General features: G+C 68.1%; 25 protein-coding genes. 12 read left to right on the forward strand and 13 right to left on the reverse strand.

From position 1 onward, the window contains the following. Positions 1-223 precede the first annotated feature (223 nt). The 3 genes from ABQE89_RS23500 to ABQE89_RS23510 form a co-directional block, all read right to left on the reverse strand. The gene (locus tag ABQE89_RS23500) at positions 224-733 is read right to left on the reverse strand and encodes a GNAT family N-acetyltransferase (RefSeq protein ID WP_448421127.1); all 510 of its coding nucleotides are present in this window, start codon (positions 731-733) and stop codon (positions 224-226) included. Continuing rightward, positions 733-1008 carry a type II toxin-antitoxin system TacA family antitoxin gene (locus tag ABQE89_RS23505; protein ID WP_448421129.1) on the reverse strand — a complete coding sequence of 92 codons (276 nt, stop codon included), beginning with the start codon at positions 1006-1008 and terminating at the stop codon, positions 733-735. Before ABQE89_RS23505 ends, ABQE89_RS23500 begins: the two co-directional genes overlap by 1 nt. Positions 1009-1090: 82 nt before the next feature. Beyond that, complete coding sequence (locus tag ABQE89_RS23510; protein ID WP_448421131.1) at positions 1091-2947, reverse strand: hypothetical protein; 1857 nt, start codon at positions 2945-2947, stop codon at positions 1091-1093. A 232-nt stretch (positions 2948-3179) separates the two neighbouring features. On the opposite strand from ABQE89_RS23510, the gene ABQE89_RS23515 reads away from it, so the two are divergent. The 3 genes from ABQE89_RS23515 (at position 3180) to ABQE89_RS23525 (ending at position 6586) form a co-directional block, all read left to right on the forward strand. Continuing rightward, complete coding sequence (locus ABQE89_RS23515; protein WP_448421133.1) at positions 3180-3371, forward strand: hypothetical protein; 192 nt, start codon at positions 3180-3182, stop codon at positions 3369-3371. A gap of 122 nt (positions 3372-3493) precedes the next feature. Next, positions 3494-5983: a helix-turn-helix transcriptional regulator gene (locus ABQE89_RS23520; RefSeq protein WP_448421135.1), complete on the forward strand. Its 2490-nt coding sequence runs from the start codon at positions 3494-3496 to the stop codon at positions 5981-5983. 255 nt (positions 5984-6238) lie between these two features. Then, a complete protein-coding gene (locus tag ABQE89_RS23525; protein ID WP_448421137.1) occupies positions 6239-6586 on the forward strand; it encodes a nitroreductase/quinone reductase family protein in 348 nt (115 codons plus the stop codon). Positions 6587-6617: 31 nt separating this feature from the next. Here ABQE89_RS23525 and ABQE89_RS23530 read toward each other — a convergent pair whose 3' ends face one another. Next, positions 6618-7406: an alpha/beta fold hydrolase gene (locus ABQE89_RS23530; protein ID WP_448421139.1), complete on the reverse strand. Its 789-nt coding sequence runs from the start codon at positions 7404-7406 to the stop codon at positions 6618-6620. Next, on the reverse strand, positions 7403-8911 hold the full coding sequence (locus ABQE89_RS23535) for a flavin-containing monooxygenase (RefSeq protein WP_448421141.1): 1509 nt from the start codon (positions 8909-8911) through the stop codon (positions 7403-7405). The genes ABQE89_RS23530 and ABQE89_RS23535 overlap by 4 nt, the downstream gene beginning before the upstream one ends. A 118-nt stretch (positions 8912-9029) precedes the next feature. On the opposite strand from ABQE89_RS23535, the gene ABQE89_RS23540 reads away from it, so the two are divergent. The 3 genes from ABQE89_RS23540 (at position 9030) to ABQE89_RS23550 (ending at position 14835) form a co-directional block, all read left to right on the forward strand. Then, entirely contained in the window at positions 9030-10280 is a 1251-nt protein-coding gene (locus ABQE89_RS23540; protein ID WP_448421143.1) for a PucR family transcriptional regulator, read from the forward strand. Between the two features lie 102 nt (positions 10281-10382). After that, positions 10383-11552 (forward strand): oxygenase MpaB family protein, encoded by a 1170-nt coding sequence (locus ABQE89_RS23545; RefSeq protein ID WP_448421145.1) that lies wholly within the window; start codon positions 10383-10385, stop codon positions 11550-11552. 55 nt (positions 11553-11607) lie between these two features. Next, positions 11608-14835 (forward strand): ATP-binding protein, encoded by a 3228-nt coding sequence (locus tag ABQE89_RS23550; protein ID WP_448421147.1) that lies wholly within the window; start codon positions 11608-11610, stop codon positions 14833-14835. Here the strand turns inward: ABQE89_RS23550 and ABQE89_RS23555 are convergent. The 4 genes from ABQE89_RS23555 to ABQE89_RS23570 form a co-directional block, all read right to left on the reverse strand. Then, on the reverse strand, positions 14829-15716 hold the full coding sequence (locus ABQE89_RS23555; protein WP_448421149.1) for a DUF5995 family protein: 888 nt from the start codon (positions 15714-15716) through the stop codon (positions 14829-14831). The genes ABQE89_RS23550 and ABQE89_RS23555 overlap by 7 nt on opposite strands. A 150-nt stretch (positions 15717-15866) precedes the next feature. Next, positions 15867-16106, reverse strand: coding sequence for a hypothetical protein (locus ABQE89_RS23560; protein WP_448421151.1), 240 nt, complete (start codon positions 16104-16106; stop codon positions 15867-15869). Positions 16107-16225: 119 nt separating this feature from the next. Further along, a complete protein-coding gene (locus tag ABQE89_RS23565) occupies positions 16226-16924 on the reverse strand; it encodes a DUF899 domain-containing protein (protein WP_448421153.1) in 699 nt (232 codons plus the stop codon). Continuing rightward, positions 16924-17805 carry an LLM class flavin-dependent oxidoreductase gene (locus ABQE89_RS23570; protein WP_448421239.1) on the reverse strand — a complete coding sequence of 294 codons (882 nt, stop codon included), beginning with the start codon at positions 17803-17805 and terminating at the stop codon, positions 16924-16926. Before ABQE89_RS23570 ends, ABQE89_RS23565 begins: the two co-directional genes overlap by 1 nt. 47 nt (positions 17806-17852) lie before the next feature. Here ABQE89_RS23570 and ABQE89_RS23575 point away from each other — a divergent pair, with 47 nt between their 5' ends. From ABQE89_RS23575 to ABQE89_RS23590, 4 genes are all read left to right on the forward strand, one after another. Next, positions 17853-18266 (forward strand): VOC family protein, encoded by a 414-nt coding sequence (locus ABQE89_RS23575; protein ID WP_448421155.1) that lies wholly within the window; start codon positions 17853-17855, stop codon positions 18264-18266. Between the two features lie 77 nt (positions 18267-18343). After that, positions 18344-19648 (forward strand): sensor histidine kinase, encoded by a 1305-nt coding sequence (locus ABQE89_RS23580; protein ID WP_448421157.1) that lies wholly within the window; start codon positions 18344-18346, stop codon positions 19646-19648. Then, on the forward strand, positions 19636-20280 hold the full coding sequence (locus ABQE89_RS23585) for a response regulator transcription factor (protein WP_448421159.1): 645 nt from the start codon (positions 19636-19638) through the stop codon (positions 20278-20280). The genes ABQE89_RS23580 and ABQE89_RS23585 overlap by 13 nt, the downstream gene beginning before the upstream one ends. A 20-nt stretch (positions 20281-20300) precedes the next feature. Next, a complete protein-coding gene (locus ABQE89_RS23590) occupies positions 20301-21188 on the forward strand; it encodes a DUF4097 family beta strand repeat-containing protein (RefSeq protein WP_448421161.1) in 888 nt (295 codons plus the stop codon). A 12-nt stretch (positions 21189-21200) separates the two neighbouring features. Here ABQE89_RS23590 and ABQE89_RS23595 read toward each other — a convergent pair whose 3' ends face one another. Continuing rightward, positions 21201-22262: a nitronate monooxygenase gene (locus ABQE89_RS23595; protein WP_448421163.1), complete on the reverse strand. Its 1062-nt coding sequence runs from the start codon at positions 22260-22262 to the stop codon at positions 21201-21203. 47 nt (positions 22263-22309) lie between these two features. Here ABQE89_RS23595 and ABQE89_RS23600 point away from each other — a divergent pair, with 47 nt between their 5' ends. Further along, entirely contained in the window at positions 22310-22702 is a 393-nt protein-coding gene (locus tag ABQE89_RS23600; protein ID WP_448421165.1) for a VOC family protein, read from the forward strand. Here the strand turns inward: ABQE89_RS23600 and ABQE89_RS23605 are convergent. Both ABQE89_RS23605 and ABQE89_RS23610 read right to left on the reverse strand, forming a co-directional pair. Beyond that, entirely contained in the window at positions 22671-23327 is a 657-nt protein-coding gene (locus ABQE89_RS23605) for a maleylpyruvate isomerase family mycothiol-dependent enzyme (RefSeq protein ID WP_448421167.1), read from the reverse strand. The genes ABQE89_RS23600 and ABQE89_RS23605 overlap by 32 nt on opposite strands. Next, positions 23314-24204, reverse strand: coding sequence for an alpha/beta hydrolase (locus ABQE89_RS23610; RefSeq protein ID WP_448421169.1), 891 nt, complete (start codon positions 24202-24204; stop codon positions 23314-23316). The genes ABQE89_RS23605 and ABQE89_RS23610 overlap by 14 nt, the downstream gene beginning before the upstream one ends. A gap of 83 nt (positions 24205-24287) precedes the next feature. On the opposite strand from ABQE89_RS23610, the gene ABQE89_RS23615 reads away from it, so the two are divergent. Next, positions 24288-24929, forward strand: coding sequence for a TetR/AcrR family transcriptional regulator (locus tag ABQE89_RS23615; protein ID WP_448421171.1), 642 nt, complete (start codon positions 24288-24290; stop codon positions 24927-24929). Here the strand turns inward: ABQE89_RS23615 and ABQE89_RS23620 are convergent. Beyond that, positions 24926-25402: an Rrf2 family transcriptional regulator gene (locus ABQE89_RS23620; RefSeq protein ID WP_448421173.1), complete on the reverse strand. Its 477-nt coding sequence runs from the start codon at positions 25400-25402 to the stop codon at positions 24926-24928. The genes ABQE89_RS23615 and ABQE89_RS23620 overlap by 4 nt on opposite strands. Positions 25403-25431: the final 29 nt, after the last annotated feature.

Below are 25431 nucleotides of genomic sequence, written 5' to 3' on the forward strand. Positions count from 1 at the left end.
AGCAGAATTGTTCGATCGCGCAAATTCCGCGCAATAACACGGTCGGCTCCAAGAGAACGGAGCACACGATGATCGCAGCAGCTCGCCGTTGGTCTTGGCGCGATGCGCCCTCCGGCTCGACCATCGAGCGGCGCCGCACCTGCTGGCGGAATCAGTTCGCGATCCCAACGCAACGTTAAACCCGGGGCCGCCGATTACATGACTCCGCCGGGCCGGTATCCCCTTATTCATCTCGCAACGCTTTGGCGGCAGTGGCGATCTTCATCACGAGGCGGCGTTCACAGTTCCTGACTGGAACAAAGCCGTAACGGACGTAGAACTCGGCCGCCTCGTCATCGATGGCGTCGACCACGATCAAGCGGCCGCCACCGTGATTAGATGCCTCGACAACCCTGGCGATGGCATCGCGAAGGAGCTGCTCCCCAAATCCCCGCCCGTGAAGCGAACTGTCGAGAGCAAGCTTCGCTATGAGATAACCCGGGATCGTGGAAACTCCGCCCGCCAGGCTCCCAGATATCCCATCGTCCTTTCGAGACACCACGGTGGGGCATATGGCGAAGTAGGCACAGACTCTGCACTCTCCGAGCGGAGTCCATACGGTCACCTGCGCGGTCCTGGTCTGGTCAGCGCGGACAGCTTGCTGGACCAGCCACGTGTTCAGCTGCTCTTTACCGCAGTCGAACCCATCAAGGATGTGGTATTCGGAGTCGAGTCGCGCGGACTCGAAGTCCATCAGCGCCTCTTAAAGACCGCCGGCTTCCGCGCAGCAGCAGCCAGACGCGGAGCCGCGTCCGCAACGTCCAACGATTCCATCAATGCATCGAACTGGTCCGGTTCCATGAATGTCACCAGGTGCTGCTGCTCCACGTTTTCCGCTCGCTGAAGTGCGGCTTTGCGCACAAACTCCGATACGTGCTCGTGAGACCAGACTGCGGCGCGCCGTATGCGCCACAAGTTCTCTTCCTCGGCACGGAACTCCATGCGTTCCGTCTTCGCATTCGCAGCCATTTCTTCCGGTACTCCTGTCCCTATCGCATTTAAGTGTACGGCGAATGTCCGGACACCTAAAGTCCAAATATTGGGATGGGGATTAGCCGTCAGCGCCGGGCGAGCCGTCGTCGCCGTCGTTGCTACTGCCATCGCCTCCGGCACCACCGGGGCCGCCGCTGCCACCGGGGCCGTCGAAGAAGCCACCGGTACCGCCATCGCCGCCATCGCCCCCGTTTCCCCCGGTGCCGGTGCCGTTGGGAGCGTTTCCGCCGCCACCCGGGCCCCCGGAACCGCCGTTGTTGCTACCACCGCTGAAGCCGCCCTTACCGCCGTCACCGCCGGTGGCATCACCTTCCAGTGCTTCCGCGTCGCCGCCGGCCCCACCGTCGCCGCCCCTGGCGAAGAGTCCAACACCGCTCGCATCGCCCGCGTCGCCGCCGTTGCCACCGGTGGCATCACCGACACCGCCGAAGTCCTCCAAGCCAACGGTCGCGTTTCCGCCGTTGCCGCCGTCGCCACCGGTTCCGGCGACCGTCCCGCTGACGCCACCAACGCCACCGTCACCCCCTGTGAAATCGCACTCGCAATCGATGGCGAACCCCTCGCCGCCGTCACCGCCGTCGCCACCCGAACCGAGCAGCCCCGCCGCGCCGCCGTCGCCGCCATCGCCGGCCACGCCCGTGGCGGGGTCTTGCCGGGCCAGTGCGCCACCGCCCGCACCACCGTCGCCGCCGTCCCCGGTGACCGACCCGGCGGCACCGCCCTGACCACCGGCGCCACCGAACAGATCAGTGTGACCGGGGATCGTGCTGAGTACGCCGCCGTTGCCTGCGATGCCGCCCGCACCGCCCGCACCGCCGTCGCCGTTCGATCCGGCATTGCCGCCGGCGCCACCCGTCCCACCAATGGCCGTGCCGATGCCATTACCGGTTAAGGCGTCCCCGCCTGCGCCACCGACCCCGCCGTCGCCGGTCGATCCGGCGTTACCGCCGGCGCCGCCCGCTCCGCCGATCGCGATCTGGCCGTCAGGGGCTCCGGCTTCGCCGGCGGCGCCGCCCGCCCCGCCTGCGCCACCGTTGCCGCTGAAGAATCCGCCGTTGCCGCCGGTACCACCCGCACCGCCAAAAGCGTTGCCGGGCAGCATGGTGTCTAGCCGGCCGGCGGCGGCGCCGCCGGCCGCGCCGCCCGCGCCGCCGTTGCCGAACACGCTCGCATCACCGCCCGCGCCGCCGGCGCCGCCGAACGCATCGCCCTCGTTGTTGAACACGGCGCCGCCGTTGCCACCGCGGCCACCGTTGCCGATAACACCGGCGCGGCCACCGTGGCCGCCATTGCCGCCGACCCCGTTGATGGCGCCGTCGGGGAGGCCCACAGTGCCGCCGTGTCCGCCGTTGCCGCCGTTTCCGTACACACCCCCGCCGTTGCCGCCGTCGCCGCCGTCCGCACCGGGCCCGCCGTTTCCGCCGTTGCCGCCGTGACCGAACAGGCCACCGTTGCCTCCGTTCCCTGCGAGCTGGTCGGGTCCACCGGGGGCGCCGTCGCCGCCGCTGCCGATGAAGAAGCCACCATTGAAGCCATTTGGATGTGCGGCGGTGCCGTTGGCGCCGTTGCCGATGAAGATGTTGACGATCGGGATGACACCAGCCACGTCGAGGAACGGATCGGCCGGCAGCAAGGGATCGACGATCAGGAAGCTGCCGGTTGTCAGGGCCGCAGAGTTACCGCTGCCGTCGCCAACCGCGGCAGGCCCAAGCAGAAAGCTGCACGGCAGATCGCCGGCACAGATATTCGCACTGAGTTGCTGTGGCGCTGGGATCACCGGTGCGGCCGACGCGTGGCCTGGATTGGCCAACGCCGCGGCCGGAGCGGCCAAGACCAGACCTGCCCCGCCGATCGTCGCCGCGGTCGCGACAACCGGATGCGCTTTGCGCTGCGACTTCTTCTGCGACCGCCCCACGTTCCCGCCTCGGTGGCTGCTGCGCTTCGACATAGCGATTCCCTTCGATGCCGCCCGGCCAAGCAGCAGCCATGTTCGTCTCTGCAGCCGCAACCATCTGCGGTAGCCGCGTGCTGCAATCACCTAGCCCCGCTGCGTTTCGGCTCGGGAGGGTGGGTCTTGGACGCTCGAATGCAAGTGCAGTAGCACTGCTACTGCAGCACCGGCCCACGCCCCGGCTCAGGCTGTGATGGTGGATTCGCGACGTGCCGCGTCGTTGTCGCGGCTGCCGTTGCCATATGCGATCGCGCTGAGGTTACGCGACGCCGGTACTACGGACGCGGTCATCGCCGAGGCCATCGGGGTCGAACTGGACGTGCTGCCGACGCTGATGGAGGTGGCCGAGGCGAAACTGGCCGCCGCCGAAGACGACGACCGAGCTTAAAATTTACGAGTGCGTCGCGAGTGGCCCCTGATCGGGCGCACCGAGGAGCTTCGAGTCATCTCCAGTTCCATCCGCGGAGCCGACACCCCGGCCCCCGGCATTGTGTTGTCGGGGCTGCAGGCGTGGGAAAGACACGGCTGGCCCGGGAAGCCGTATTCGGGACCCGCGGGACGCGCCGACGCTGGATCATCGGCACTGCCTCTGCCCGCAGCATTCCGTTGAGCGCGTTCGCCGACGTCACAGCCAGCTTCGGCCCCGATCCGTTGCAACGAGTGCGCGAAGTGATCGACGGCCTCATCGGCGACGGCCGACACCCGGTGATTGTCGGCGTCGACGACGCGCACCTGCTCGATGACCTGTCGGCGTTTGTGGTGCATCAGCTGGTCACCCGCCGCCTGGCGACGGTGGTCCTGACCATCCGCTCGGGCGAATCCCCACCGGACACGATCACCGGCATCTGGAAGGACCAGTATCTCAAACGCCTTGAACTGCAACCACTTTCGCTAACAGAAATTACCCGTCTGGTCGAGCATGTGCTCGACGGACCAGTGCACTCACTTGCCGCGCACCGGCTGTGGCGATACACCCAAGGCAACGTGCTCTATCTGCGCCATCTGATCGAGAGTGAAGTCGAGGCCGGGCGAATCACGCGCCATTCGGGCGTCTGGCTCTGGGACGGGCACCCCACGCTTTCGTCCACCCTCGCCGAACTACTCGAAGCGCGGATCGCCCAGGCGCCCAAGCCGGTCCGCGATGTCCTCGACGCTCTTGCCGTTGCCGAACCGTTGGACGCCGACACCCTGGCCAGCGTCACCGATCCCGACGCGGTCGCCGAATCCGAGTCCCTCGGCCTCGTGCGCATCGACACCGGCACCCAACCGGCGACGGCATGGCTCGCCCACCCACTGGTCGGTGAGGTTCGGCGAACCGGCTCGCTGCAGCTGCGACGACTGCGTGGGCGCATCGCCACAGAACTGGCCCGAAAAGCTACCGATCCGCGAGATTTGGTACGCCGCGCGGCGCTGAGCCTTGACTCCGACCTCACCCCTGACCCGGCGCTGCTCGTGGCCGCGGCCTGGGCGGCGATGCTGCTTCTGGACCTGCGCCTCGCCGAAGCGCTTGCGGAGCGGGCGGTGGCCGCCGGCGGCGACCTCGAGGCCAACCTCACCCGCGCGGTGGCGATGATCTGGCTGGAGCGCGAAACCGAAGCCGAGATGGTCCTCGCCGAACTCGCCGACCACGCTTCCGGACCGCTGCGGGCACACATCGCCATCCCGCGCGTGCTGAATCTCGCCATGATCCTCGGTCAACCAGCGAACGCCGAGAAAGTGCTCGACGAGGCACAGCTGGGCGACGACCCCGACTCGCGGGTGATCGCCGACGCACTGCGAGCGGCGATTGACACCGCGCGCGGACATGCGCGCGCAGCCGTCGACCGGGCCAGCGCCCTGGTGGCCCACCCGCCCGCCAACACCGTCGCGCACATGCTGGCCATCCTCGCGATGGTCGACGGGCTTGGCGGCCTCGGGCGCGTCGATGACATCGAGGCGGTGGCCACCAGTGGGTACCGCCTGGCGGAGCAGTCCGCGGAGGTGTCGCAGGCGCGCTTCCCGTTGGCGATCATGCACGCCAACGCGTACTCGTTGTGCGGGGATCTGGATCGATCGGACGCCACGATCGCCCGGATCCGTCGTGACACCGTCGATGTTCCGTTCGAGCATTCGTGGAATAGCTTTCTCGACGGACGGGCGGCGCTGAGCCGAGGCGCCCTGACCAAGGCTCCACGTATTTCGCGGGAAATGCTTGCACTGCTGGACACCGGCCGCGGCAGGCAGCTGGCGGCCGCGTTCGGTCGGTCCTTTCTGGCGACCGCGATGGGCATGGCGGGCCAATCCGCCGAGGCCCGACGCGAGTTCGCGGCCATCCCACGGTCGAACCGCGACCCGGACGCAAACCAGTGGGCATCGGTTTGGTCCATCGCCGAGGCGTGGGTTTGCGCCGCCGAAGGCGCCTGCTCACAGGCGATCTCGATCGCACGCGACGCGGCGGCGCGAGAACGCCGCCTGGGTCGACCGGCCTGGGAGGTCATGCTCCTCCAGATAGCGACGCAATTCGGGGACCACACCACCGCCGGACGGCTGGCTGAGTTGGCCACCATCGTCCAGGGGCCGCGCGCGCCCACCGCCGCTGCGCATGCCGCCGCGCTCGCGACGGACGACGGAAAAGCCCTCATCGACGCGGCGCGCCGCTACGAGCAATTCGGCGATCTCATCGCCGGGGCCGACGCCGCGGCGCAAGCCGTCGTCGCACACCGAGATGCGAATCGTCGCGGTGCGGCACTCACCGCGTCGACCATGGCGCGACGCCTCGCCGACGACTGCGGCGGTGCCGACACCCCGGCGCTGCGCGCCGCGACCATGCCGCTACCGATCACCACCCGCCAGCGCGAAATCATCGCACTTGCCGCACAAGGCCTTTCGAATAAACAGATCGCTGACCGGCTCACCATGTCGGTGCGCTCCGTGCAATCGCACATCTTCCGCGCCTCGCAACGCGTCGGGGTCAACAGCCGCGACGAGCTCATCGCCATGCTCCAGGGCGCTCCGACCTGAGCATCCGCGCTGCCGTCCTGCAGTCTTACGCCGACCCGCGGGGCTTGTTCGCCGACGACGGCAAACAACCGAAGCTGTTCGAGCGCAGTAGATCCAGCCGTGGGCAGCCATAGCCCTGAAAGACGACGAGTTGGCCCGTATCGAAGCAGCAATGCCTACCGACAAGGCGGGAGGCCGGAGACCGGTCTCCCGCCGCGCACATGGCCGCTCTGGACTCCGAACGCGGACCCGATGCCCACGCGTACGCTCGAAACCGTGGAACGCGGAATCTTCGGCTCCCCCATCGTCGGCGTCTTCAACAGAGGCTTCGTCGGCCTGCTCAACGCTCCGGTCATCGGGCGCCTGGTCGGCCGCGGCATAGTGGTCATCCGCTATGTGGGGCGGCGTTCAGGTCGCACCTTCGAAACCCCGGTGGGCTATCGACGATTCGGGGACCGGGTCGTCATCAACGTGCTCGCACCGGAGAAGAAGACCTGGTGGCGTAACTTTCTCGGCGGCGGAGCCATCACCCTTGTGGACCTCGACGGTGCGGACCGAGCGGGGCACGCGGTGGCCGAGCGCGACGAGAAGGGACGCGTGACGGTGGCCGTCGACCTGGATTAGCCGGTCAGGCAACGCTTTTGACCCGATCGGGTCAGACGCGGTCGGCGGTCTTTCGGATGAGGGCCGCCACCGCTTCGGGGTCGTCGCTCATCGGGACGTGGCCGCACCCGGGCAGCATCGTCACCGATGCGCCGGGCACCACCCGCTGCGCACGTCTGGCCTGTGAGGGCGGCAGGATCCGGTCCTTGTCTCCCCACGCGATAGTCGTCGGCACGGGCAGCGCGCCGCGGAAGCTGTAAAACGAGTTGCGCATCATGGTCCGCTCGAAACCGCGACAGTCGTGCAGATGGACCACGTCGGCCAGCACCTGCTCGGCGCTGAGTGCTTCCGGATGGGCATAGATGCCTGCGGTCAGGAATCGGCGTCCGCCCGGACTGCGCGCCAGCCGGTTCTGCCAGGAAACCGGCGCCAGGGCGCGCAGGCGAATCGCACCCAGCACCCCGATCGTCTGCGGCCGATCGGCCAGACCCGAGAAGAACCCGGCCGGGCTCAGGGCGGTCACCGACCGCGCCATCCCGGCCCTTCCGAACTCCAGCGCGACCGCGCCGCCAAGCGAGTTGCCCGCCACATGGGGACGGTCCACACCGAGGTTGGCCAGAGTCGCCGCCACGCGGTCGCGCAGCGCACGGATCGACCGGGGACCCCTTGCCTCGAACCGTGATTCGCCGAACCCGGGCAGGTCCACGGCGATCACGTCGAACCGGTCCACCAGGTAGGGCAGCAACGGCGCCCACGCCCCGCGGTGGTGGCCCAAACCGTGGATCAGCAGCAGTGGTTCGCCGCTGCCCTCACGCAGCACCGCAAGATCACGCGCGGTCATGACACGGCCTCCGCGACGGCGTCGACGGCGACAACAGGGGCGGGCCGGCGAATGTGTTCCAGATAGCGCGACGCGATCGGCTGGTTCCGCAACCACGGCGCATCGTGGACGTACAGCAGGGGCACCGCCCACGGCTCTTGATCGCCCTGTTTGGGGAACGCCTGCCACGACCGCTGCACGTATCCCGGCATGAAGTCCACGAACGGCTGGGTGGTCATGCCCTCGGGCGCCCGGGCCACCACGGCCGCCAGGCCGTTGTCGTCGAGGTAGCTCAGCACTCGCATGACATGCTCGGCCACCAGGTCGGACTTCAGCGTCCAGGAGTTGGTGACGTATCCGATGACATAGGACATGTTGGGTAGGTCGTCGAGCATCACACCGCGGAACGTGTAACGCTCCCCCACCGGTTTTGCGACCCCGTCGACGCTGAACCGGATCCCTCCGATGGGCTGCATCTTGAATCCTGTTGCGGAGACGATGATGTCGGCGTCCAACACGCGGCCGGACTTGAGTCGGACGCCCTCGGGCACCAGCCGGTCGACGTGATCGGTGACGATCTCGGCCGTACCCGCCGCGACCGCGGCCAGCAGATCACCGTTGGGCACCAGGCAGGTTCGCTCGTCCCACGGGTTGTAGGACGGGTTGAGGTGGGTGTCGTAGTCGTAGTCGTCACCCAGCCAATGCCGTTGGATCCGACGGATCATGGCGCGCACCCATCGCGGTTTGCGCTGGCTGAGGCGGTAGAAGTTGGTGTAGAGCTGCACGTTCTTCCACCTGGTGATGGCGTGGCCGATCCGGTCTCCGAAAAGGCGCCGCAAGACATTGGCGATGTGATCGACGTCGGGGTACGGAAGGATATAGCCGGGCGAGCGCTGCAGCATGGTCACCTGGGCTCCCTGCTCGGTGAGCGCGGGCACCAGGGTCACCGCGGTGGCGCCGCTGCCGATGACCACCACCTGCTTGCCCTCGATGTCGAGGTCTTCCGGCCAGGTCTGCGGATGGATGAACGGCCCGGTGAAGTCCTCGCGACCCTCGAACTCCGGAACATAACCGCGGTCCTGATCGAAGAAGCCGGCCGCGGTGGCCAACCAACCGCACCGCATGGTGTGCGCCTCACCGGTGCCGGTGTCGCGCACGGTGAGATGCCACGACAGATCGTCGGAAGACCAGTCGGCCGACTCCACCTTGACGTTGAGCCGCAGTTGGTCACCGAGCTGGGCCTCCTCGGCGGCTTCGCGGATGTAGTCGAGGATATCGGGGCCCGATGCCAGCGATTTGTGGCCGGTCCAGGGCTTGAACCTGTAACCGAACGTCTGCAGATCCGAATCGGACCGAATTCCGGGATAGCGGAACTGATCCCACGTCCCGCCCGTCGCCGACCGTGCCTCCAGGACGACGTAACTGCGCTGCGGGTGATGCTGATGCAGATGGTGAACCATCGAGATGCCCGAGACGCCGGCGCCGACGATCGCGACGTCGACGTAGGGCGGCAACTGCAGCGACATGTGAACCTCTCTTCACGCGGTTTGAAGAGGAGTGTGGCAAGACCCCGCCCACATTGGAAGGGCACACTGCACACAGTCAAGCAGTATTGAAGTGCACTTCGCCCCGTAGAGTGAGGGGGTGACCGGAAACCGATCGGAGCTCTCCGCCGAAGCGTGCGAGCTGGTGCGCCGGTGCGCCCAGAAGCTGCTCGAGGATGCTCCGGCATTGCAGGCGCTCTACGACGACGCCGTGGCAGCGGCACCGGAGGAACACCGCGAGCCGGCGCTGGCCCGAGCGGTACGCCGGACCTCACAGGCCAACATCGAACACTGGCTGCACCACCTGGTCCTCGATCCCACGGCACCCGTTGCGCCCAACACCTCGTTCGACGTGGTGGCTCCCGCGGTCGACGTCTACCGCCGGGGTCTGGAGGCCGAGTCGGTCGAGGCCTACCGGGCCGCGCAGCATCTTTTGGCCAAGTTGTGGACGAGAATCGTGTTCGCCGAATCGGATTCACCACGCCTGGCACAGGAGGCGGTGATCTGCGGCACCGACTCACTCGACGACTTCGTCGGCGTCACCCTGGCCGCATTCTTCGACCGGATCGACGACCACCGCCGCACCCTCGGGCCCGCCGACCAACCCAGCGCGTTCGGGACCGTGAAGCTGATCATCGACGGCTCACCCATCACCGACGATCGCGCGCAGGTGCGGCTGCAGTACCGCTTCGCCGACCATCACTGCGCCGCGGTCGTGTGGGCCGACGGCCCCGCCACGGCCCTCGAGCACCACGTCGACGCCACCTTCCACGCGCTGCGCGTCGACCAGTTCCTCGTCGTTCCGGCGGCCTCCGACGCGCTCTGGTTGTGGTGGAGCGATGCGCGCCGAGTGCCGCCGGAGACGGTGGGCGCGGCCCTCGCCGGCGCCTCCCACGTCAACGTCGCCGTCGGCGCTGTCGGCTCCGGTCGCAACGGCTTTCGGCGAACCCACCTGCAGGCACGCGATGTCGAGACGCTGGTGATGTCGGCCCGCCGGCCGGCCCAGGTCGTCACCTACGAGCAGGTGGAACCGGTGATCATCGCCACGCGTGAACCCGAGGAGGCGGCCCGCTTTGTGCAGCGCGTGCTGGGTCGGCTGCTGGACGAGCCCGCCGACATACGCGACACGTTGCGCACGTATACGCGCCTGCAGTCCAACGCCACCGAGACCGCTCGCGCCGTTCATGCGCATCGCAACACCGTGATCAACAAGATCGATCGGGCCCGGGCGGCGCTGCCATCCACCACCCTGGAGCACCCGCTGAGCCTGGAACTGGCACTGGAGGTCGCGCACTGGTTGCCCTCACTTACTAGCCCAGCCACCGAACCTGGTCGACCGTCCACCCGATGACCAGGCCGTAGCTCCAACAGACGACGCAACGGGGCAAACCGCGACGCGTAGCTGCGCCCACCACCTACGATTCCCCTGTCGCGGATCGAGGGGGCCATCGCCATGAGCCAGCCACGTCAGAACAGATGGACGGACACGCTGCTGGACGGCATGCGGCAGGTCGGGGATCCGCTGGCCGACGGGCCGGTGGCGGCGGTGCTCAACCGCGGTGGCGTCGACGACGTCAACGCGATCATGCGCACCCTGGTGCGTCTCGACCAACCCGTGCCGACCGAGTTGCCCGACGAACTCGAGGACTACCTCATCCATTCGCTGCCCCTTCCGGTGTGGGCCGACATGGCAAAGATCGAGAAGGGTCAGCGGCTGTTCGAGACGTGGGGCGTGGTGATCTCGGTCTGTCTGTTCTGCGCGTCGCTGCCGTCGTCGTATGCGGCGGCCGACGGTGTCAAGGTGCTCGACATGACCGCGCGCCTGGACACCGACGCGCGTCGCCGCGTGATGGAGACCGGCCAGTTCCTCATCGACGTGCTCAGCCGCGGGGGCCTCGACGAAGACGGCAAGGGGCGCCGCACCATCCAGAAGGTCCGGCTGATGCACGCCGCCGTGCGCTACCTGATCAAGGCACGCAACGCGACGGAACCCGGCTTGTGGGACCCCGATTGGGGCGAGCCCATCAACCAGGAGGATCTGGCCGGCACCCTGCTCGCGTTCTCCTATATCGTCATCGACCCGATACGCCGCCTCGGTGTTCGCCTGTCCGCCAAAGACATCGAGGCCTATCTGCACTTGTGGAACGTGGTCGGTTATCTGCTCGGCGTGCGTGAGGAACTGCTCGTCCGCGACGCCGAGGACGCCACCGGTCTGGTCGATGCGATCCGACGCCGCCAGTTCGCCCCGTCACCAGAAGGCGAGCGGATGACGGAAGCGCTTCTGGAGCTTCTCGACGATATGACGCCGGGCTACTCGTTCGACGCGACCATCCCCCCGCTGATCCGCCACCTGATCGGCGACGAGACCGCCGACATCATCGGCGTGCCGAAGTCGGGACTGGTCGCCCACCTCGGGCGGATCTCCCGCATCGCCGACTGGTTCGCCACCAGGGTCTTCGGGTGGTCCGAACGAGAGTCCCCGCTGTATCGCACGATGGCGCGGTTGGCCCACCCGTTGGGCCGTGAACTGCTGCGCACGCTGTTCACGTTGCAGCGCGGCGGCGAACGGGCGCCGTTCGACATCCCGACCCGGCTGGCCAACCGGTGGGAGATCCCGGCCTGACCTTTGAGCTGCGATATCGCCACACCGTCTGGCCAGCAATGACACCATATTGCTCGTGGGGGCCGACCAGCTCGATGGCGCGGCGCAGAATGCCGACCGTGATCGCGACTCGTCGATCGACGAACTGCTCGACCGCGCCGTGGCAGCGATCAACCGCGGGGACCGCGAGACGGCATCCGAGCTGGCCGAACAGGTCCTGAGCGTCGACAGCGCCAACGCCGACGCCGAGGGTCTGCTGACCGACGACCTGCTGGGCACCCCCGGCACCGGTGGGGAGATCCGTCGACTCACCCTGGTGTTTGCCGATCTGGTCGATTCGACGGTGTTGTCGGCGCGGGTGGAACCCGAAACCTACCGGCTGGTGGTGGGCGGATACCGCAACCAGGTGTTCGACATCATCGAGCGCTACGGCGGGCACATCGGCTCGACGAAGGGTGACGGCGTGCTGGCCGTCTTCGGCCATCCGACGGCCCACGAGGACGATTCACGGCGCGCGGTGGCGGCGGGCCTGGAGATCACCCGCGCGGTGGCGCGGCTCAGCGAACAAACCAGGCGCCGGTTCGACGTGTCGGTCAACGTGCGCGTCGGTGTGCACCGCGGATTGGTGTATCTCGACCTCGTCCAGGACGATGTCTACGGGTTCGCCGCCAACTTGGTGAACCGCATCTCCACGTTGGCCGAACCGGACACCGTGACAGTCTCAGAAGCCGTCGCGTCTCTGGTGCGCAACGCTTTCGAACTCGCCGCATGTCCGCCCGCCGAGGTGAAGGGCGTCGACGGGCTGGTCACCCACCACCGGGTGCTCGCCGAGCGGGGCCATGCGCCGCGACCGCGGTCGACACCGCTGGTGGGCCGCGACCGGGAGTGGAGCTGGCTGCGGCGGGCATGGCAGCAGGTGTGCGACGGAATGTCGGCCAGCACGGCGGTGGCCTTTCGCGGCGAGCCGGGCATCGGCAAGACGCGACTCGCGCGCGCCGCAGCCGAGTTGGTGGAGAAATCCGGTGGAACGGTCATCGAACTGCGCGGATCGCCGCTGCACACCGACACCGGCCTGCACCCGGTGCGCGGGCTGCTCGAACGCCGCTGCGACATCAGCCGCCTTACCGACGGCGCCGAGCGGCTGCAGTTGCTGAGGACCGAGATCGACTCGTGTGCAATGGATCCCGAGGTTGCCGTGCCGCTGCTGGCCCCGGTCCTGGGGGTCGGTCCCGAACACGGTTACCGGCCGGCGGCCGTCGAAGGGCGCTCCCTCTACGAGATGATCGGCGCAACGGTGCACCGCTACCTGCTGGCGTGCTTCGACCGGCGTCCCGGCCTGGTCGTCGCCGAGGACGTGCACTGGTTCGACACGTCGACGATCGATGTGCTGGAGCGCATGCTGACCGCCACCGAGCCACCGCTGCTGGTGGTGCTCACCGGCCGTGGCCAGGAATGGCTGAAAACGGAGTGGCCGGTACCGGTTTTCGAGCTGGCCCCGCTCAGCGAGGCCGAAGCCGACGCGCTCATCGAGGCGTTGGACCCGTCGGTCACCGACGCGCAACGCACGGCGGTGCGACGGCGCTGCGACGGTGTGCCGTTCTACATCGAACACGTGGTCGCCGCATTGGATGCCGCCGGGGAAAAGCATGTCCCCGAGGCACTTCAGGAGCCGCTGTTGGCGCGGCTTCGGACCCGTGCCGACGTGGTGCCGGTGGTGGAGGCCGCAGCCGTCATCGGGCGAAGTGGCGACATCGCGCTACTGCGCTCGGTGGCCGGTGGCGGCGCCGACGTCGACGCCGTCGTCGCCGAACTGGTCAAGGCGCGCGTATTCGAGCCGCGCGGGGCCGACGGCTGGCGGTTTCGTCACGAACTGTTGCGCGAGGTGGCCGCCGAACTGGCCCCGCCGAGCCTTCAGCGCGGACTGCACCTTCGCGCCGCGCGGTCGTTGGCCGCCTCCGACGCAGAGCCCGATTGGCGCGTCGTCGCCGCGCATTACCAACAAGCCGAACGCTTCGACGACGCCGTCGCGGCCTACCAGAAGGCGTCCCTGGCCGCGCGGCGGCGCGGCGCGCTCGAGGAAGCGCTGGACCGCCTGACCGACGCCCTGGGCCAGCTGTCGCGCTGCACCACCGGACCGGCGCGGGACCGAAAGGAGATCGCGATACGCCTCGAGCGCGGTTTCTTGGCCGGCGTCACCCAGGGGACGTGGAGCGGTGAGGGGCCCGCCGACTTCGAGCGGTGCCTGGCGTTGGCGAGCAGCGGCGACTACCGAGACGAGTTGTTCACCACGCTGACCGCGCTCATCGGCTACTACATCCCGCGGGCCGAACTGCGCCGCGCACATGAGCTTCTCGATTCCCTCAGCGCCCGGATCACCGAGGATCGACCGTGGAGCGTACCGACGTTGGCGTCGTCGTTGGGCTCGGTCATCTGGCTCGAAGGCGACTTCACCGCGGCGCGTGACCACCTGCTGCGGGCCGTGGCCGACGCCTCGGCCGCCGACCCGCGGGTGCTCGACACCGCCTGGTGGGTGCCCGTCGACCCGATCTCGTCGGCACACACCTTTCTCGCGCTGACCCATCTGGTGCAGGGCGACCTGCACGGCGCCAACGCCGAATTGGCCGAGTCGGTCCGACGCTGCGACACCCTGAGTTTTCCCAAGAACGCCCACAACAGGGCCCACACGTACTTCATGGAGATCTGGGTGGCGCTGGAGAGCGGCCGAATCAGCCAGGCCGCCAACCTCGTTGCCGAACTTCGCGAGCAAAGCGAGCAGTGGGGCCTAGACGTGTGGCGGATCGTCTGCGCCACCGAGCGTGCCACCGTCAACGCATTGGCCGCACTGGACGAACATGCCGATGCCGCCACACTCGCGGCGCTGGGTCAGAAGCTGACACGACGGATCGACGGGGGACGCCAGCTGCATCTCAACAGCTATCTGACGTTTCACGACGCGGTCGTGGGCCGTCTGCTGATCGCCGCCGGCGAGCTGACGAAGGCCCGTGACCGTCTGGAGATGGCGCTGGAGCACGCGCAGACGACCGGGATGCGTTTTCATGACGCCGAACTCATGCGGCTCCGCGCCCACACGCTCACCGACACCGAACAACGCCGCGCCGGCCTCGCGCAGGCGCTCGACTACGCCCGCCACCAGGGTGCAGCGCTGTTCGAATTGCGTTGCATGCTCGATTCTTTCGACCTCACCGGGGAGGTCGACCGGCTCGGGCTGGCCGAGGTGATGAACCGCTTTCCTGATGGCCCGCAATGGCCCGAATTCAGCAGGGCCGAGCAGATCCGCTACTGACGGCGGTCCTGGTTGGGCGTGCCGCCGCAGGCCCGCAACAGCGCGGTCGACATCTTCGCCGGCGTCTCCGCCACCCCTAACAGCGCGATGATGTTGCCCGCGACATCGCGGTTCTCCCGCCGCGCGATGGCGCGGACCAACCACGGGAACGGCGTCAGCCGGGCGGGTGGCTGCAGGTACCACGCGCCGATCGCCGCGGTCCACGACGCCTGGTTCACCAGCTTGGGCCGCATGCGGTCGGGATGGAACGCGATGTCGATCGCCAACCACCAAGCCGACTTCCGCAGCTTTTTCACCACCCGCTTGAGGAAGAAGATCTCGCGCGGGATCAGCCGCCGTAGCCACTGAACGGCCGGTGAGCGCTGCACGATGACCTCGAGGATGCCCGGGACCTGGGAGCCCAGCACCGCGTTGACGCGGTTGAAGTCGTCCTCGAACACTTCCAGCGATCCGTCGGTGATCGCCAGCACCGCGGGGGCCAGGTCGAACGTGATGTGGGCATTCAACCCGGCCATCATGTGCTGCAGGATGGTCGCCTGCGGGTCGCCGACGAACGCGACCTCCCACGGCAAGGTGAGACCGCCGTACTGGTCGGGGTAGAAGTAGCTGTTCAACGCGTCGAAGTACCGCCTGGCGAACACCACGTCGAGATCTTCGATGAGCGCCCCGTTGTCGAACACGCCTTCGTCGACGGCGTCGCGGATGGCGACGGTGATCCGCTTGTACAGCACGGCGAAGTAGCCGATCGTGCTTCGGGCGTCGACGGACCAGGACAGCACCTGGTCCAGGTTGCGCAGCACGTCCTCGATGGTCTGCGGTTGCGCCAGCGGCTCCCAGGTGGGTTCGACAGGGGCCGGTGTGACCACGTCCTCGAACGTCATCGCTGTCCCCTTCGCCGAAACCCCGTCGCCCCGATCCGGCGTCGGCTACCCCAGATTGTGAAGCGGTGAGCGCCGTCCTGAGATCCGTTTGGCAAAACAAATGGCCGCCCCTTCGAAGGGACGGCCATTTGCTTCAGCGGGCTAGGTTTGTCACCACTTCCAATGTCCGGGCGGCACACCCGTGATGTGCCCGAGGTGACCGGGCGGGATGCCGGTCACGTGGCCGATGTGGCCGGGCGAGGGCACGAAGTGGCCGGGCGGCGGCACTAGATCACACCAGCCCCACCAGCACCAGTCGCGTGCTTGCGCCTCACCGGCGCCGATTCCGACGGAGGCGAACCCCAGCACACCTGCGGCGGCGGCACCGATTGCGATCTTCTTGATATTCATCGTGATGCTCCTAACGTTGGCCCTGCCGCTGGGCGGTCGTTCCAAAGCGACATCTCTGGAGAACACGGCAGGGCACTCACGACTTCCCGACTTGTATATCGTTCCCGTTTCCCGCGCCGTTAATCGATCGAGGTCACGGAAGGTTCATAGGAGTCGGCCAGCCGCATCCATTCATACGGCGGGCGCTGAGGCCATCCCGGCGGGGAGTCCTCCCAGGTTTCCTGCCTGCCCAGCGGTGTCAAATCGAGCAGGTCGAACACCAGCATGAATGGCTCTTCGCCGCGGTCGAACGTCTGCCAGGTGTGAAAGACCCGGTCCCCGTCGCGCAGAAACACACTGATCGAGTGGTGCTCGACCCCGTCGACGGTCGCGCCGAAATCCTCGTTGAACGTCGAGGCGCCGGACGACACCCACGGCAACGTCCAGCCCATCCGCTCGCGAAACCGCAGCAGTTTGGGCAGCGGGGCGCGCGCCACCAACACCAGCGATGTGTCCTTGGCGTGCAGGTGCGACAGCGGACCGATGTGATCGGCCATCATCGAGCAGCCCTGGCACCCCTGCTCCCAGTCCGGCCCGAACATGAAGTGCTGCACGATCAACTGGCGGCGACCGGCGAACAGATCTGCCAGCGAGACCGCGCCGCGCTCGGAGTCGAACGTGTAGGCCTCGTCGATCTCGACCATCGGCAGACGTCGCCGCGCCGCACTGACGGCGTCCTTCATCCTGGTCAGCTGCTTTTCCATGACGAGCAGGTCCGCGCGCGCCTTCTCCCACTCCGAGCGCGAGGTGATCGGCGGCATAGGTGCAGCGGTCGACATCAGCTGAACTCCTTCACCACATCGGCCGCCCGCCGCAACTGGTCGATATCGGAACTTGTTGGGATCAAATGGATCTCGTCGGCACCGATGGCGGCGAACCTGGCCAGCACTTCGTGCAGTTGGTCTTCGGTGCCCGCCCAGCCGGTCGTCGGCGCCATCGCGTCGACGAAGTCGGCGGGAATCCAGTTCATGTAGCGGCGCAGATGGCGGTGCACCTGCGCGCGCGGTTCGTCGCCCTCGCCGAGGGCGAACCAGAACGACGTGGCCAGGTGCGGTTTGTTCTTGCCGGCCTGCGCCCACGCGGTGCGCGCCACGTCGAACAGTTCGTTCTGCTTGTCGACGTCGAGATCGAGGGTCGTTCCCGCGAGCCCGTCGGCCCAGCCCGCCGCGCTGCGCACGGTCTTCGGACCGATCGTGCCCACCAGCAACGGCGGCCCCGCCGACTGCACCGGCGGCGGACCCACCGGAAGCACCGAGTCGGTGACCTTCTGCCCCGCCCACACCTGCCTCATCACCGCGACCCGCTCGGCCATTCCGCGCATCGTCTGGGTGGCCGGGTCGGCCGCGACGGCCTCGTAGTCCTCGTGTCGGCCACCCACCCCGAGACCGACCGTCAGCCGGCCGCCACTGAGGACATCGCCGGTCGCCAACGCCTTGGCCAACATGACGGGATCATGCAACTGCGGCACCACCACCGTCGTCACCAGCCGCACCCGATCCGTCCAGGCCGCCAACGCGCCGAGCAGCGTCAGACATTCGGGGTTGTCGAACGCGATCCGCTCACCCCAGCACAGCGAAGAGAACGGTCCGGCGTCGATTCGTCGAGCCCAGTCCTTGAGCGTGTCCGCGTTTAGATCCGGTTCCATCACCGGCATCGTCATCCCGATTTGCACGTTCGCGATTCTGGCATGCCTGGCACCATGAGCCCATGGCGATCAATACCACCTGTATTGACCATGTCCGGCTCACCGTCACCGATATCGCCCGGTCGCGGCGGTTCTACGAAAGTGTGTTCGGTTGGCCGGTCTTCGTCGAGCTGCCTGAGGACGCCGACGAGCAAACGCGCGACCAGCTGTGGTTTCTCTTCGGCGGCGTCATCTATCACGCCGGCAGCGCACTGGTCGGTCTGCGTCCGGCTGGTCGCGACACCTTCGACGAGAACCGCACGGGCCTGGACCACCTCGCCTTCGAGGTGGGCAGCAGGGCCGAACTAGAAGCGGCCGCAGCGCATCTCGATGCGCTTGGTATACCCCACGAACCGGTGAAGGATGCGGTGGTGATGGATCTGTTGGAGTTCCGCGACCCGGACAACATCGCACTGGAACTGACCGCACCGAAGTGATGGTTGGGGGTTATCCCCCAGGTGATTCTCCGGAAAACGTTGTGTCGCTCGCCGCGCGAAGTCCATAAGTTGAAGTCATGGTTGCAGTCACCGAACCCGACGCCGCGCCGGCACCCGTCGCCGCCGGCGCGCAAACCAGCACACCCGCCCGCACCATCGGCGTGGTCCCGACGGCGTCGATGATCACCGGCGCGGTGGGCGCGGGCCTTTGGCTGTGGATTCCGCTGACACTGCTGATCGTCGGCATCTCGTCGATACCGAGCATCATCGGGTCCGTGCTGGCGGCCATCGTGTTCATCTACCTGATGCGCGGGGTCGAATGGGTCGAGCGCATCCGCAGCGAAGCGGTGTTCGGTCTCGGCATCGGTGTTGCGCCGCGACGCATTTCGTCGTACACCGGCTTTCAAGGCTGGGCGCATCAGCAATGGCTGGACATCAGCAGCGCCCGGTTCTGGAAGTCCACCGCCCACCACTTCCTGCGGATGATCTACGACTTTGTGGTCTGCGCCGCCGCGTTCGGGTTGCTGGCCTTCGCGACGCTGGCCCCGGCATTCGCGATCGCGGTCGGCCAAAGCGACGACAACTCCGGACTGTCGTTCGTGTCGGTGCCGTTGGCGTGGTTGCTGGCCGTCGTGTCGCTGGTCGTAGGCGTCGCGATCCTGGTGTTCGGCCCGATGCTCGACGCGACGATCGACCGATGGCTGCTCTCCCCGTCGCCGACGGCGGCGCTGCAGCACCAGGTCAGCGCGCTGGCCGACGCCCGCGAGGGCGCCGTGTCGTCGGCGCAGACCGAACGCCACCGCATCGAGCGCGATCTGCACGACAGCGTGCAACCGCGGTTGGTCTCGCTGGCCATGACGATCGGGTTGGCGCAGACCAAGCTCGACTCCGACCTGCCCGCGGCCAAGGCACTGATCGCCGAGGCCCACGACGACGCCAAGAGCGCGCTGGTCGAATTGCGCAATGTGGTGCGGGGTATCGCGCCGACCATCCTGTCCGACCGCGGCCTGGACGCGGCCCTGTCCGCGGTGGTGCAGCGTTCGGTGGTGCCGACGACTCTCGACATCCACCTGCCTCGACGGCTACCCGAGGAGGCGGAGGCGTGCGCGTACTTCGTCGTCGCCGAGGCGCTGACCAACGTCGCCAAACACGCCCAGGCCACCCAGGCGGTCGTCACGGTGCGGTTGGACGAGACCTCGAATCAGCTGTCGGTGTCGGTGTTCGACGACGGTCGCGGCGGCGCGTCGATCGCCGACGACGAGAACGCCACCGGCCTGCGCGGGCTGGCGGAACGAGTGCGCGCCGCGCGCGGCACCTTCACCGTCAACAGCCCGGTCTCCGGACCCACCATCGTCACCGCGGTGCTGCCATGCGAATCGTGATCGCCGAGGACTCGGCGCTGTTGCGCGCCGGGATCGAACGGATCCTCACCGACGCCGGCCACGACGTGGTCGCCGGTGTGCCCGACGCCACCAACCTGCTGCGTCTGGTCAGCGAGACCCGGCCCGACCTGGCGATCCTCGATGTGCGGATGCCGCCCACGTTCACCGACGAGGGCATCCGGGCCGCGGCGCTGCTGCGCAGCCAGAATCCGGAGTCGCCGGTGCTGGTGTTGTCGCACTACGTCGAGGAACGCTACGCGGCCGACCTGATTGCCTCGGACACAAAGGGATTCGGCTACCTGCTCAAGGACAGGGTCGCCGACGTGCCCGCGTTTCTCGACGCGGTCGAGGTGGTCGGCGGCGGTGGCACGGTACTCGACCCCGAGGTGGTGTCCCAGATTCTGGTGCGTTCGCATCGGCGCAGCGCACTCGAACAGCTCACCCCGCGCGAACGCGAGGTTCTGCAACTGATGGCCGAGGGCAAGACGAACTCGGCGATCGCAAGTGGACTGCACATCTCGGTCGGTTCGGCCGAGAAGCACATCGCCTCGATCTTCACCAAGCTCGACCTGGCTCCCGACGAGAGCGAGAACCGCCGCGTGCTGGCGGTCCTCCGCTATCTCGAGTCCTGAACTCGCGGAAGGATTCTCACGTGACAACCATCGCTCCTCCACCACCGGCACCGACCAGCCCGCCACCCCCGCTCTCCCCGGGTGGACGCACCGCGGTCCGCGTGACGCTGATCGTCGCGGCGACGGTGCTGGTGGTGGGGGCCGTGGTGACGCTGGGCGTGCTGGCTTGGGGCGTCACCAACTTTCGGGTGATCACCGACACCAAACCGCTGCCGACCGCGATGCGCACGCTGGTCGTCGACACCGGATCTGTGCCCGTGGCTGTGCGGATCACCACCGACCGGGACGCCCGCGAACCGCACGCCGACCTGCGGATGGTCAACTCCACGCGCGCCGACGCCCACCCGATGTCGGTCAGCACCGAAGCCGGCGGGGCCCGGATCACGATCAACGCCGAACCGTCGCCGCTGCTGCAGTGGAGTCGCGCGGCGGAGATCACCGTGGTGCTGCCGCCCGAGGTGGCCCGCAAGTTGACGGTCACCACCCAGCAGGACACCGGTGTCGTGCTCGCGCAGGCCGACCTCGACCAGCTGATCGCGCGCACCGACGACGGTGCGGTGGTGCTCAGCGGGTCGGCCCGCCGCATCGAGATCCACAACGTCAACGGCGATGTGCGCACCCGCGAACCGATCCGGGTCTCCGAGTCGTTCTCCGCCACCACCGTCAACAGCGATGTGCACGTCGATTTCGCCGAAGTCGCGCCCCGCACCATCGACGTGCGCAGCGAGAACGGCGACGTCATCGTGGCGGTGCCCGATCACGGACCCTACGTCGTCAACGCCAGCACGGGGCAGCGGCGCGGCGCCACCGTGGTACGGGTACCGCAGACCGCGGACCGCGAGGCCGCGGCGGCGGTGATCACCGCGCGCTCCGAGACCGGCGACGTGGTCGTCGACGACACCCGCTAGGCGCGGCCCTGATCAGTTCGTCAGCCGCCGCATGATCTCGGCGACCGACCCGGGTGCGGCGGCACGAAACCCGGTGCCCGCCCACACGTTGACGCCGTGCGGATCGCCAGCGCGCACCGCGGCCGCCCGCAGCGGGCTGGTCAGGTAGTGGATCTCGGGGTAACCCAGCGGCGCCTCGGCCTCGTGCGCGTCGATGAACCGGTTGCGCAACCCGCGCGCGTAGCGGCCGGAGAACGCCTTCGTGACAGCGGTTTCGGTGAACTCGGTATTCTGCAACGCCGCCCGCTGCACGGGACCGCTGCCGGCCTCGTCGGCGAGCAGGAAGGCCGTCCCCAGTTGCGCCGCTACCGCGCCGGCGCGAAGCACCCGGTCGACGTCGTCGGCGGTCATCAGCCCACCCGCGGCGACGACGGGAAGCGCGAGATCGGCGCTCACCGCGGCGATCAGGTCGTCGAGGGGTTGGGTGGCGGGCTGCGCGGTCGGGTCGAAGGTGCCGCGGTGTCCGCCCGCCGAGGGCCCCTGCGCGACCAGCGCATCCACCCCGGCCGCGGCCGCCTGCCGCGCCTCGTCCAGTGTTGTGACGGTGCCGACGGTGCCGATGCCCGCGCTGCGCAACCGCGCGCACTCGTCGGCGCTGGGCACCCCGAAGGTGAACGACACCACGTCGGGCCGCACGTCACACAGCACGTCGAGTTTGGCCGCCCAGCCGTCGTCGTCGAACCGGGGCACTCCGAGGTCTACGCCGTAACGGTCGGCGTCCGCGGCGAGCGCCGCGGTGTAGCGCTCGATGCTCGCGGGGGTGGCCGCCGACGGTTGCGGCACAAAGAGATTGGCACCCACCGGACCGCCTGTCGGCTCGCGGGTGGCGGCAAGGCGCTCGGCGAACACCTCAGCGGTCAGGTAGCCGGCCGCCACGAAACCCAACCCACCTGCGCTGCTGGCGGCCGCGGCCAGCGCAGGTGTCGACGGCCCACCCGCCATCGGCGCGACGATCACCGGCTTGTCGAGGTCCCTGAGGTCGAACACGATCAGCGCACCGCCTTCGCGTAGAGCAGACAGTCCTGGGGTTCCCATCTTGCCTCGTTGCGGCCTCGGCGGTTGCGGTGGTTCACTGGGTCGACATGGCAATCAGTTTCAACCACACCATCGTCGCCGCCCACGACCGCGACGCCTCGGCCCGGTTCTTCACCGAGCTGTTCGGCTTGCCGGAGCCCACGGAGTACGGTCACTTTTTGGTGGTGGCGCTCGATCACGGCGCCAGCCTGGACTACGCACAGGTCGGCCAGGACCAGGCCATCCACCCGCAGCACTTCGCGTTCCTGGTGTCCGAGGACGACTTCGACGCCATCTACGGGCGAATCCGCAAGCAGGGTCTGGCGCACTGGGCCGATCCGATGGGTAGCAGGCCCGACGAGATCAACCACAACGACGGTGGCCGCGGCGTGTATTTCCGCGACCCTGCCGGCCACAACTTGGAGATCATCACCCGTCCCTACGGGTCGGGGTCGGTCTGACTCGCGCCGCGAGCACCTCGACACCGTCACCACCGAGCGCCGCCAGCATTCGCGGGCGGTGGCCCAGAACCGACACCAGTTCCGCGGCCCGGCCCTCGACCAGCGGACCGTCGCCGTGTGCCCAGTCGACGTCGGTGGCCCGCAGCCGCAGTCCGCGACTGTGGCCGAACGCCGGCACGAACGGATTAGGCAGCGCCACTTGGGTTTCGAGCACTGCGATCAGCGCCGATTCCGGAATCTCGGGCTGTCGGTCCACAGCGAACAGGATGTCGAGTTCGTGGGTGAGGTGATCGCCGAGTAACAGCCGCCTCGGGAAGACACGGCCCAGCCCGCGAGGCCGGTGCGTCAACTGCTCGAACTCGTCGAGCAGCAAAGACGGACCTTTGGCGGCGGCGAGTGCGCGCGCCATCGCGGCGTTGGCTCGGTCGAACGACCCACGGTGTCGGAGTATCTCGGCGGCGGTGACGCCTACGCCGGCGCGATAGCCGACGACCAGATGGGCCAGCACCTCGTGGTTGGTCCACGCTTCACACAGGCTGCGACTCGCCCATTCCTCGTCGGTCAGGGTGGCGGCCAATGCGCGAAACCGTACGTCATTGGCGCGCAGGAGTTCACGGGTGGACATCGAGATGCTCCTTGAGGAAGTCGGTCTGGGCGGCGAGGACGCGGTCGGCGAGCGGAGAGTGGTAGATCCCGAAATGGTCGGAGTCGTAGTGGCGGGCCAGGCCACGCGGCGCGCGCTGTGCGACCAGCGCGGCATACCGGGGGTCCATCAGGTTCTCGCGGTCGCATACGCACACCAACAACGGCGCACCGATCCGGCGGGCGTGCCGAAGTGCCGAGGTCATCACCATGGTGACGGCGTCGGCCGCGGCGATCCGGTTGTCGAACGAACCTCCCGGTGGCACGGTGGAATTCCACCCGGTTTCGGCTCCTGCGACCGTCACCATCGCCAGACTCCGGGGCGGGCCGACGATCGGGACGTAGCGGCGGGCGCGCCGGGTCAGGACCCGGACAACGTCGTCGGCGATGGCCGGCACCAATCGCAGCACCGCTGACAGGCCGAGGCGACGAGAGGCGGACGGACCGTGCACGATCGGGCACTGGACGACGGCGACTGCCACGTCGTCGCGAGTGGCCGCGACCCTGATCACGTTCATGGCGCCCAGGCTGGTGCCCCACAGTCCGATTCGCGCCGGGTCGATGTCTGGGTGGGCGGCCAGACAATCCAGTGCCGCGTTGACGTCCTGACACTGGCGACGTGTCGAAATGTGTTGTCGTGGTTCGCCGTCGGATGCCCCGGTGTGTCGGTAGTCGAAAGCCAGAGTGGCGACTCCGGCCGCGGAGAAGTGCTGCTCGTACTGATGCAGCATCATGTCGTGCGTCGCGCCGAGGCCGTGGGCCAACACGACCGCGGGGTGTGGGCCCGCGCCGGTGGGCAGCGTCAGCCAGGCTGCGCATCGCGTGCCACGAGACTGGAAGTCCACCCGTTCTGTCGGCATGTGTACGCACCATCCTCACTATAAGTACACCGTACGTATAGCTACACTGCTGCACGTACGATGTACTTGTCAAGGAGTTTCACGTGCGGGCACGGTTCACCACCGAGGAGATCGCCGCGGCGGCGCTGCGCATCGTCGACGAATCCGGCGCCGACGCGTTGAGCATGCGGGCGTTGGCCGCCGCGTTGGGCACCGGTCCGATGACGGTCTACAACTACGTCGCCGACAAAGCGGGGCTCGAGGAACTCGTCGTCGCGGCGGTCGTCGCCGAGGTACCCGTGCCGGCGCCGAGCGCCGATTGGGTCGAGGACGTCTACGCGGTGGCCGACGCGATGTGGCGGGGCATCCGGGCGCATCCGGCCGCGATACCTCTTGTGCTGACCCGCCGCACGGCATCGGCCACCGGGTTCGCCCTGGCCGACGCCCTGATCTCCGCGCTCAGCCGAGGCGGTTTGGCCGACGTCGACCGGCTCGCCGCCTTCCACGGCGTGCTGGGCTTCGTCATCGGTGCGGTGCAGACCGAACTGGCTGGTCCCCTGACGGCGGGTCGCGACGCGTCGGATGCCGCGGCCCGCATCGGCGAGTTGGCGGGTGCCGCGCATCCACACGTCGCGGCCTTGTCGGAGGTCGCGAGGCAGACGTCGGTGGCCGAGGACTTCGAGCGCGGACTGCGCATGCTGCTCGACGGGATCGCGGCGCGCGGCGCAAAGCGGCGACGACGCTAGTCCAGCGAGTGCCCGCGCTCGGCTTCCTGGCGACGGTAGTCGTCGGCGAGTTTGCGCACATGGCGCGGCAACGCGTCAGCGGCCACGTCGGCCACGCTGGTCTTCTCCAGCACCGAGCGCATGCTCGCCCGCAACGCCCGCCACACATCGGTCAGCGCGGCCGTCGGCCCCGAATACGGCAGGTCCCCGAGGCCGATATCGCGCACGCTGGCCAGCGGACCGTCGATGCAGCGCAGCACGTCGGCGATGCTGATGTCCTCGGCCGGTCTGGCCAACTCGTATCCGCCGTCGCGACCCCGGTGGCTACGCACCAGTCGATCGGTGCGCAACGCCGAGAGGATGTCGACGAGAAACTGCGGCGGGATGCCCTGGGCCTTGGCCAGATCCTCGGTCTTGACCAGGGCGCCGTCGTCGACGGTGGCCAACTGGACCATCGCCCGCACGGCGTACTCCGCCTTGGCCGACATCCGCATCAGGTCAGGTTAGCGGCGCGAGAGCCCGA

Source organism: Mycolicibacterium sp. XJ1819 (assembly GCF_053483675.1).

What these genes read in the sequence shown, in the direction of transcription:
- ABQE89_RS23500 (WP_448421127.1), bottom strand. Translation starts at nt 733, where the DNA reads ATGGACTTCGAGTCCGCGCGACTCGACTCCGAATACCACATCCTTGAT.
- ABQE89_RS23505 (WP_448421129.1), bottom strand. Translation starts at nt 1,008, where the DNA reads ATGGCTGCGAATGCGAAGACGGAACGCATGGAGTTCCGTGCCGAGGAA.
- ABQE89_RS23530 (WP_448421139.1), bottom strand. Translation starts at nt 7,406, where the DNA reads ATGACCGCGCGTGATCTTGCGGTGCTGCGTGAGGGCAGCGGCGAACCA.
- ABQE89_RS23535 (WP_448421141.1), bottom strand. Translation starts at nt 8,911, where the DNA reads ATGTCGCTGCAGTTGCCGCCCTACGTCGACGTCGCGATCGTCGGCGCC.
- ABQE89_RS23545 (WP_448421145.1), top strand. Translation starts at nt 10,383, where the DNA reads ATGAGCCAGCCACGTCAGAACAGATGGACGGACACGCTGCTGGACGGC.
- ABQE89_RS23555 (WP_448421149.1), bottom strand. Translation starts at nt 15,716, where the DNA reads ATGACGTTCGAGGACGTGGTCACACCGGCCCCTGTCGAACCCACCTGG.
- ABQE89_RS23560 (WP_448421151.1), bottom strand. Translation starts at nt 16,106, where the DNA reads ATGAATATCAAGAAGATCGCAATCGGTGCCGCCGCCGCAGGTGTGCTG.
- ABQE89_RS23565 (WP_448421153.1), bottom strand. Translation starts at nt 16,924, where the DNA reads ATGTCGACCGCTGCACCTATGCCGCCGATCACCTCGCGCTCGGAGTGG.
- ABQE89_RS23570 (WP_448421239.1), bottom strand. Translation starts at nt 17,805, where the DNA reads ATGACGATGCCGGTGATGGAACCGGATCTAAACGCGGACACGCTCAAG.
- ABQE89_RS23575 (WP_448421155.1), top strand. Translation starts at nt 17,853, where the DNA reads ATGGCGATCAATACCACCTGTATTGACCATGTCCGGCTCACCGTCACC.
- ABQE89_RS23580 (WP_448421157.1), top strand. Translation starts at nt 18,344, where the DNA reads ATGGTTGCAGTCACCGAACCCGACGCCGCGCCGGCACCCGTCGCCGCC.
- ABQE89_RS23585 (WP_448421159.1), top strand. Translation starts at nt 19,636, where the DNA reads ATGCGAATCGTGATCGCCGAGGACTCGGCGCTGTTGCGCGCCGGGATC.
- ABQE89_RS23595 (WP_448421163.1), bottom strand. Translation starts at nt 22,262, where the DNA reads ATGGGAACCCCAGGACTGTCTGCTCTACGCGAAGGCGGTGCGCTGATC.
- ABQE89_RS23600 (WP_448421165.1), top strand. Translation starts at nt 22,310, where the DNA reads ATGGCAATCAGTTTCAACCACACCATCGTCGCCGCCCACGACCGCGAC.
- ABQE89_RS23605 (WP_448421167.1), bottom strand. Translation starts at nt 23,327, where the DNA reads ATGTCCACCCGTGAACTCCTGCGCGCCAATGACGTACGGTTTCGCGCA.
- ABQE89_RS23610 (WP_448421169.1), bottom strand. Translation starts at nt 24,204, where the DNA reads ATGCCGACAGAACGGGTGGACTTCCAGTCTCGTGGCACGCGATGCGCA.
- ABQE89_RS23620 (WP_448421173.1), bottom strand. Translation starts at nt 25,402, where the DNA reads ATGCGGATGTCGGCCAAGGCGGAGTACGCCGTGCGGGCGATGGTCCAG.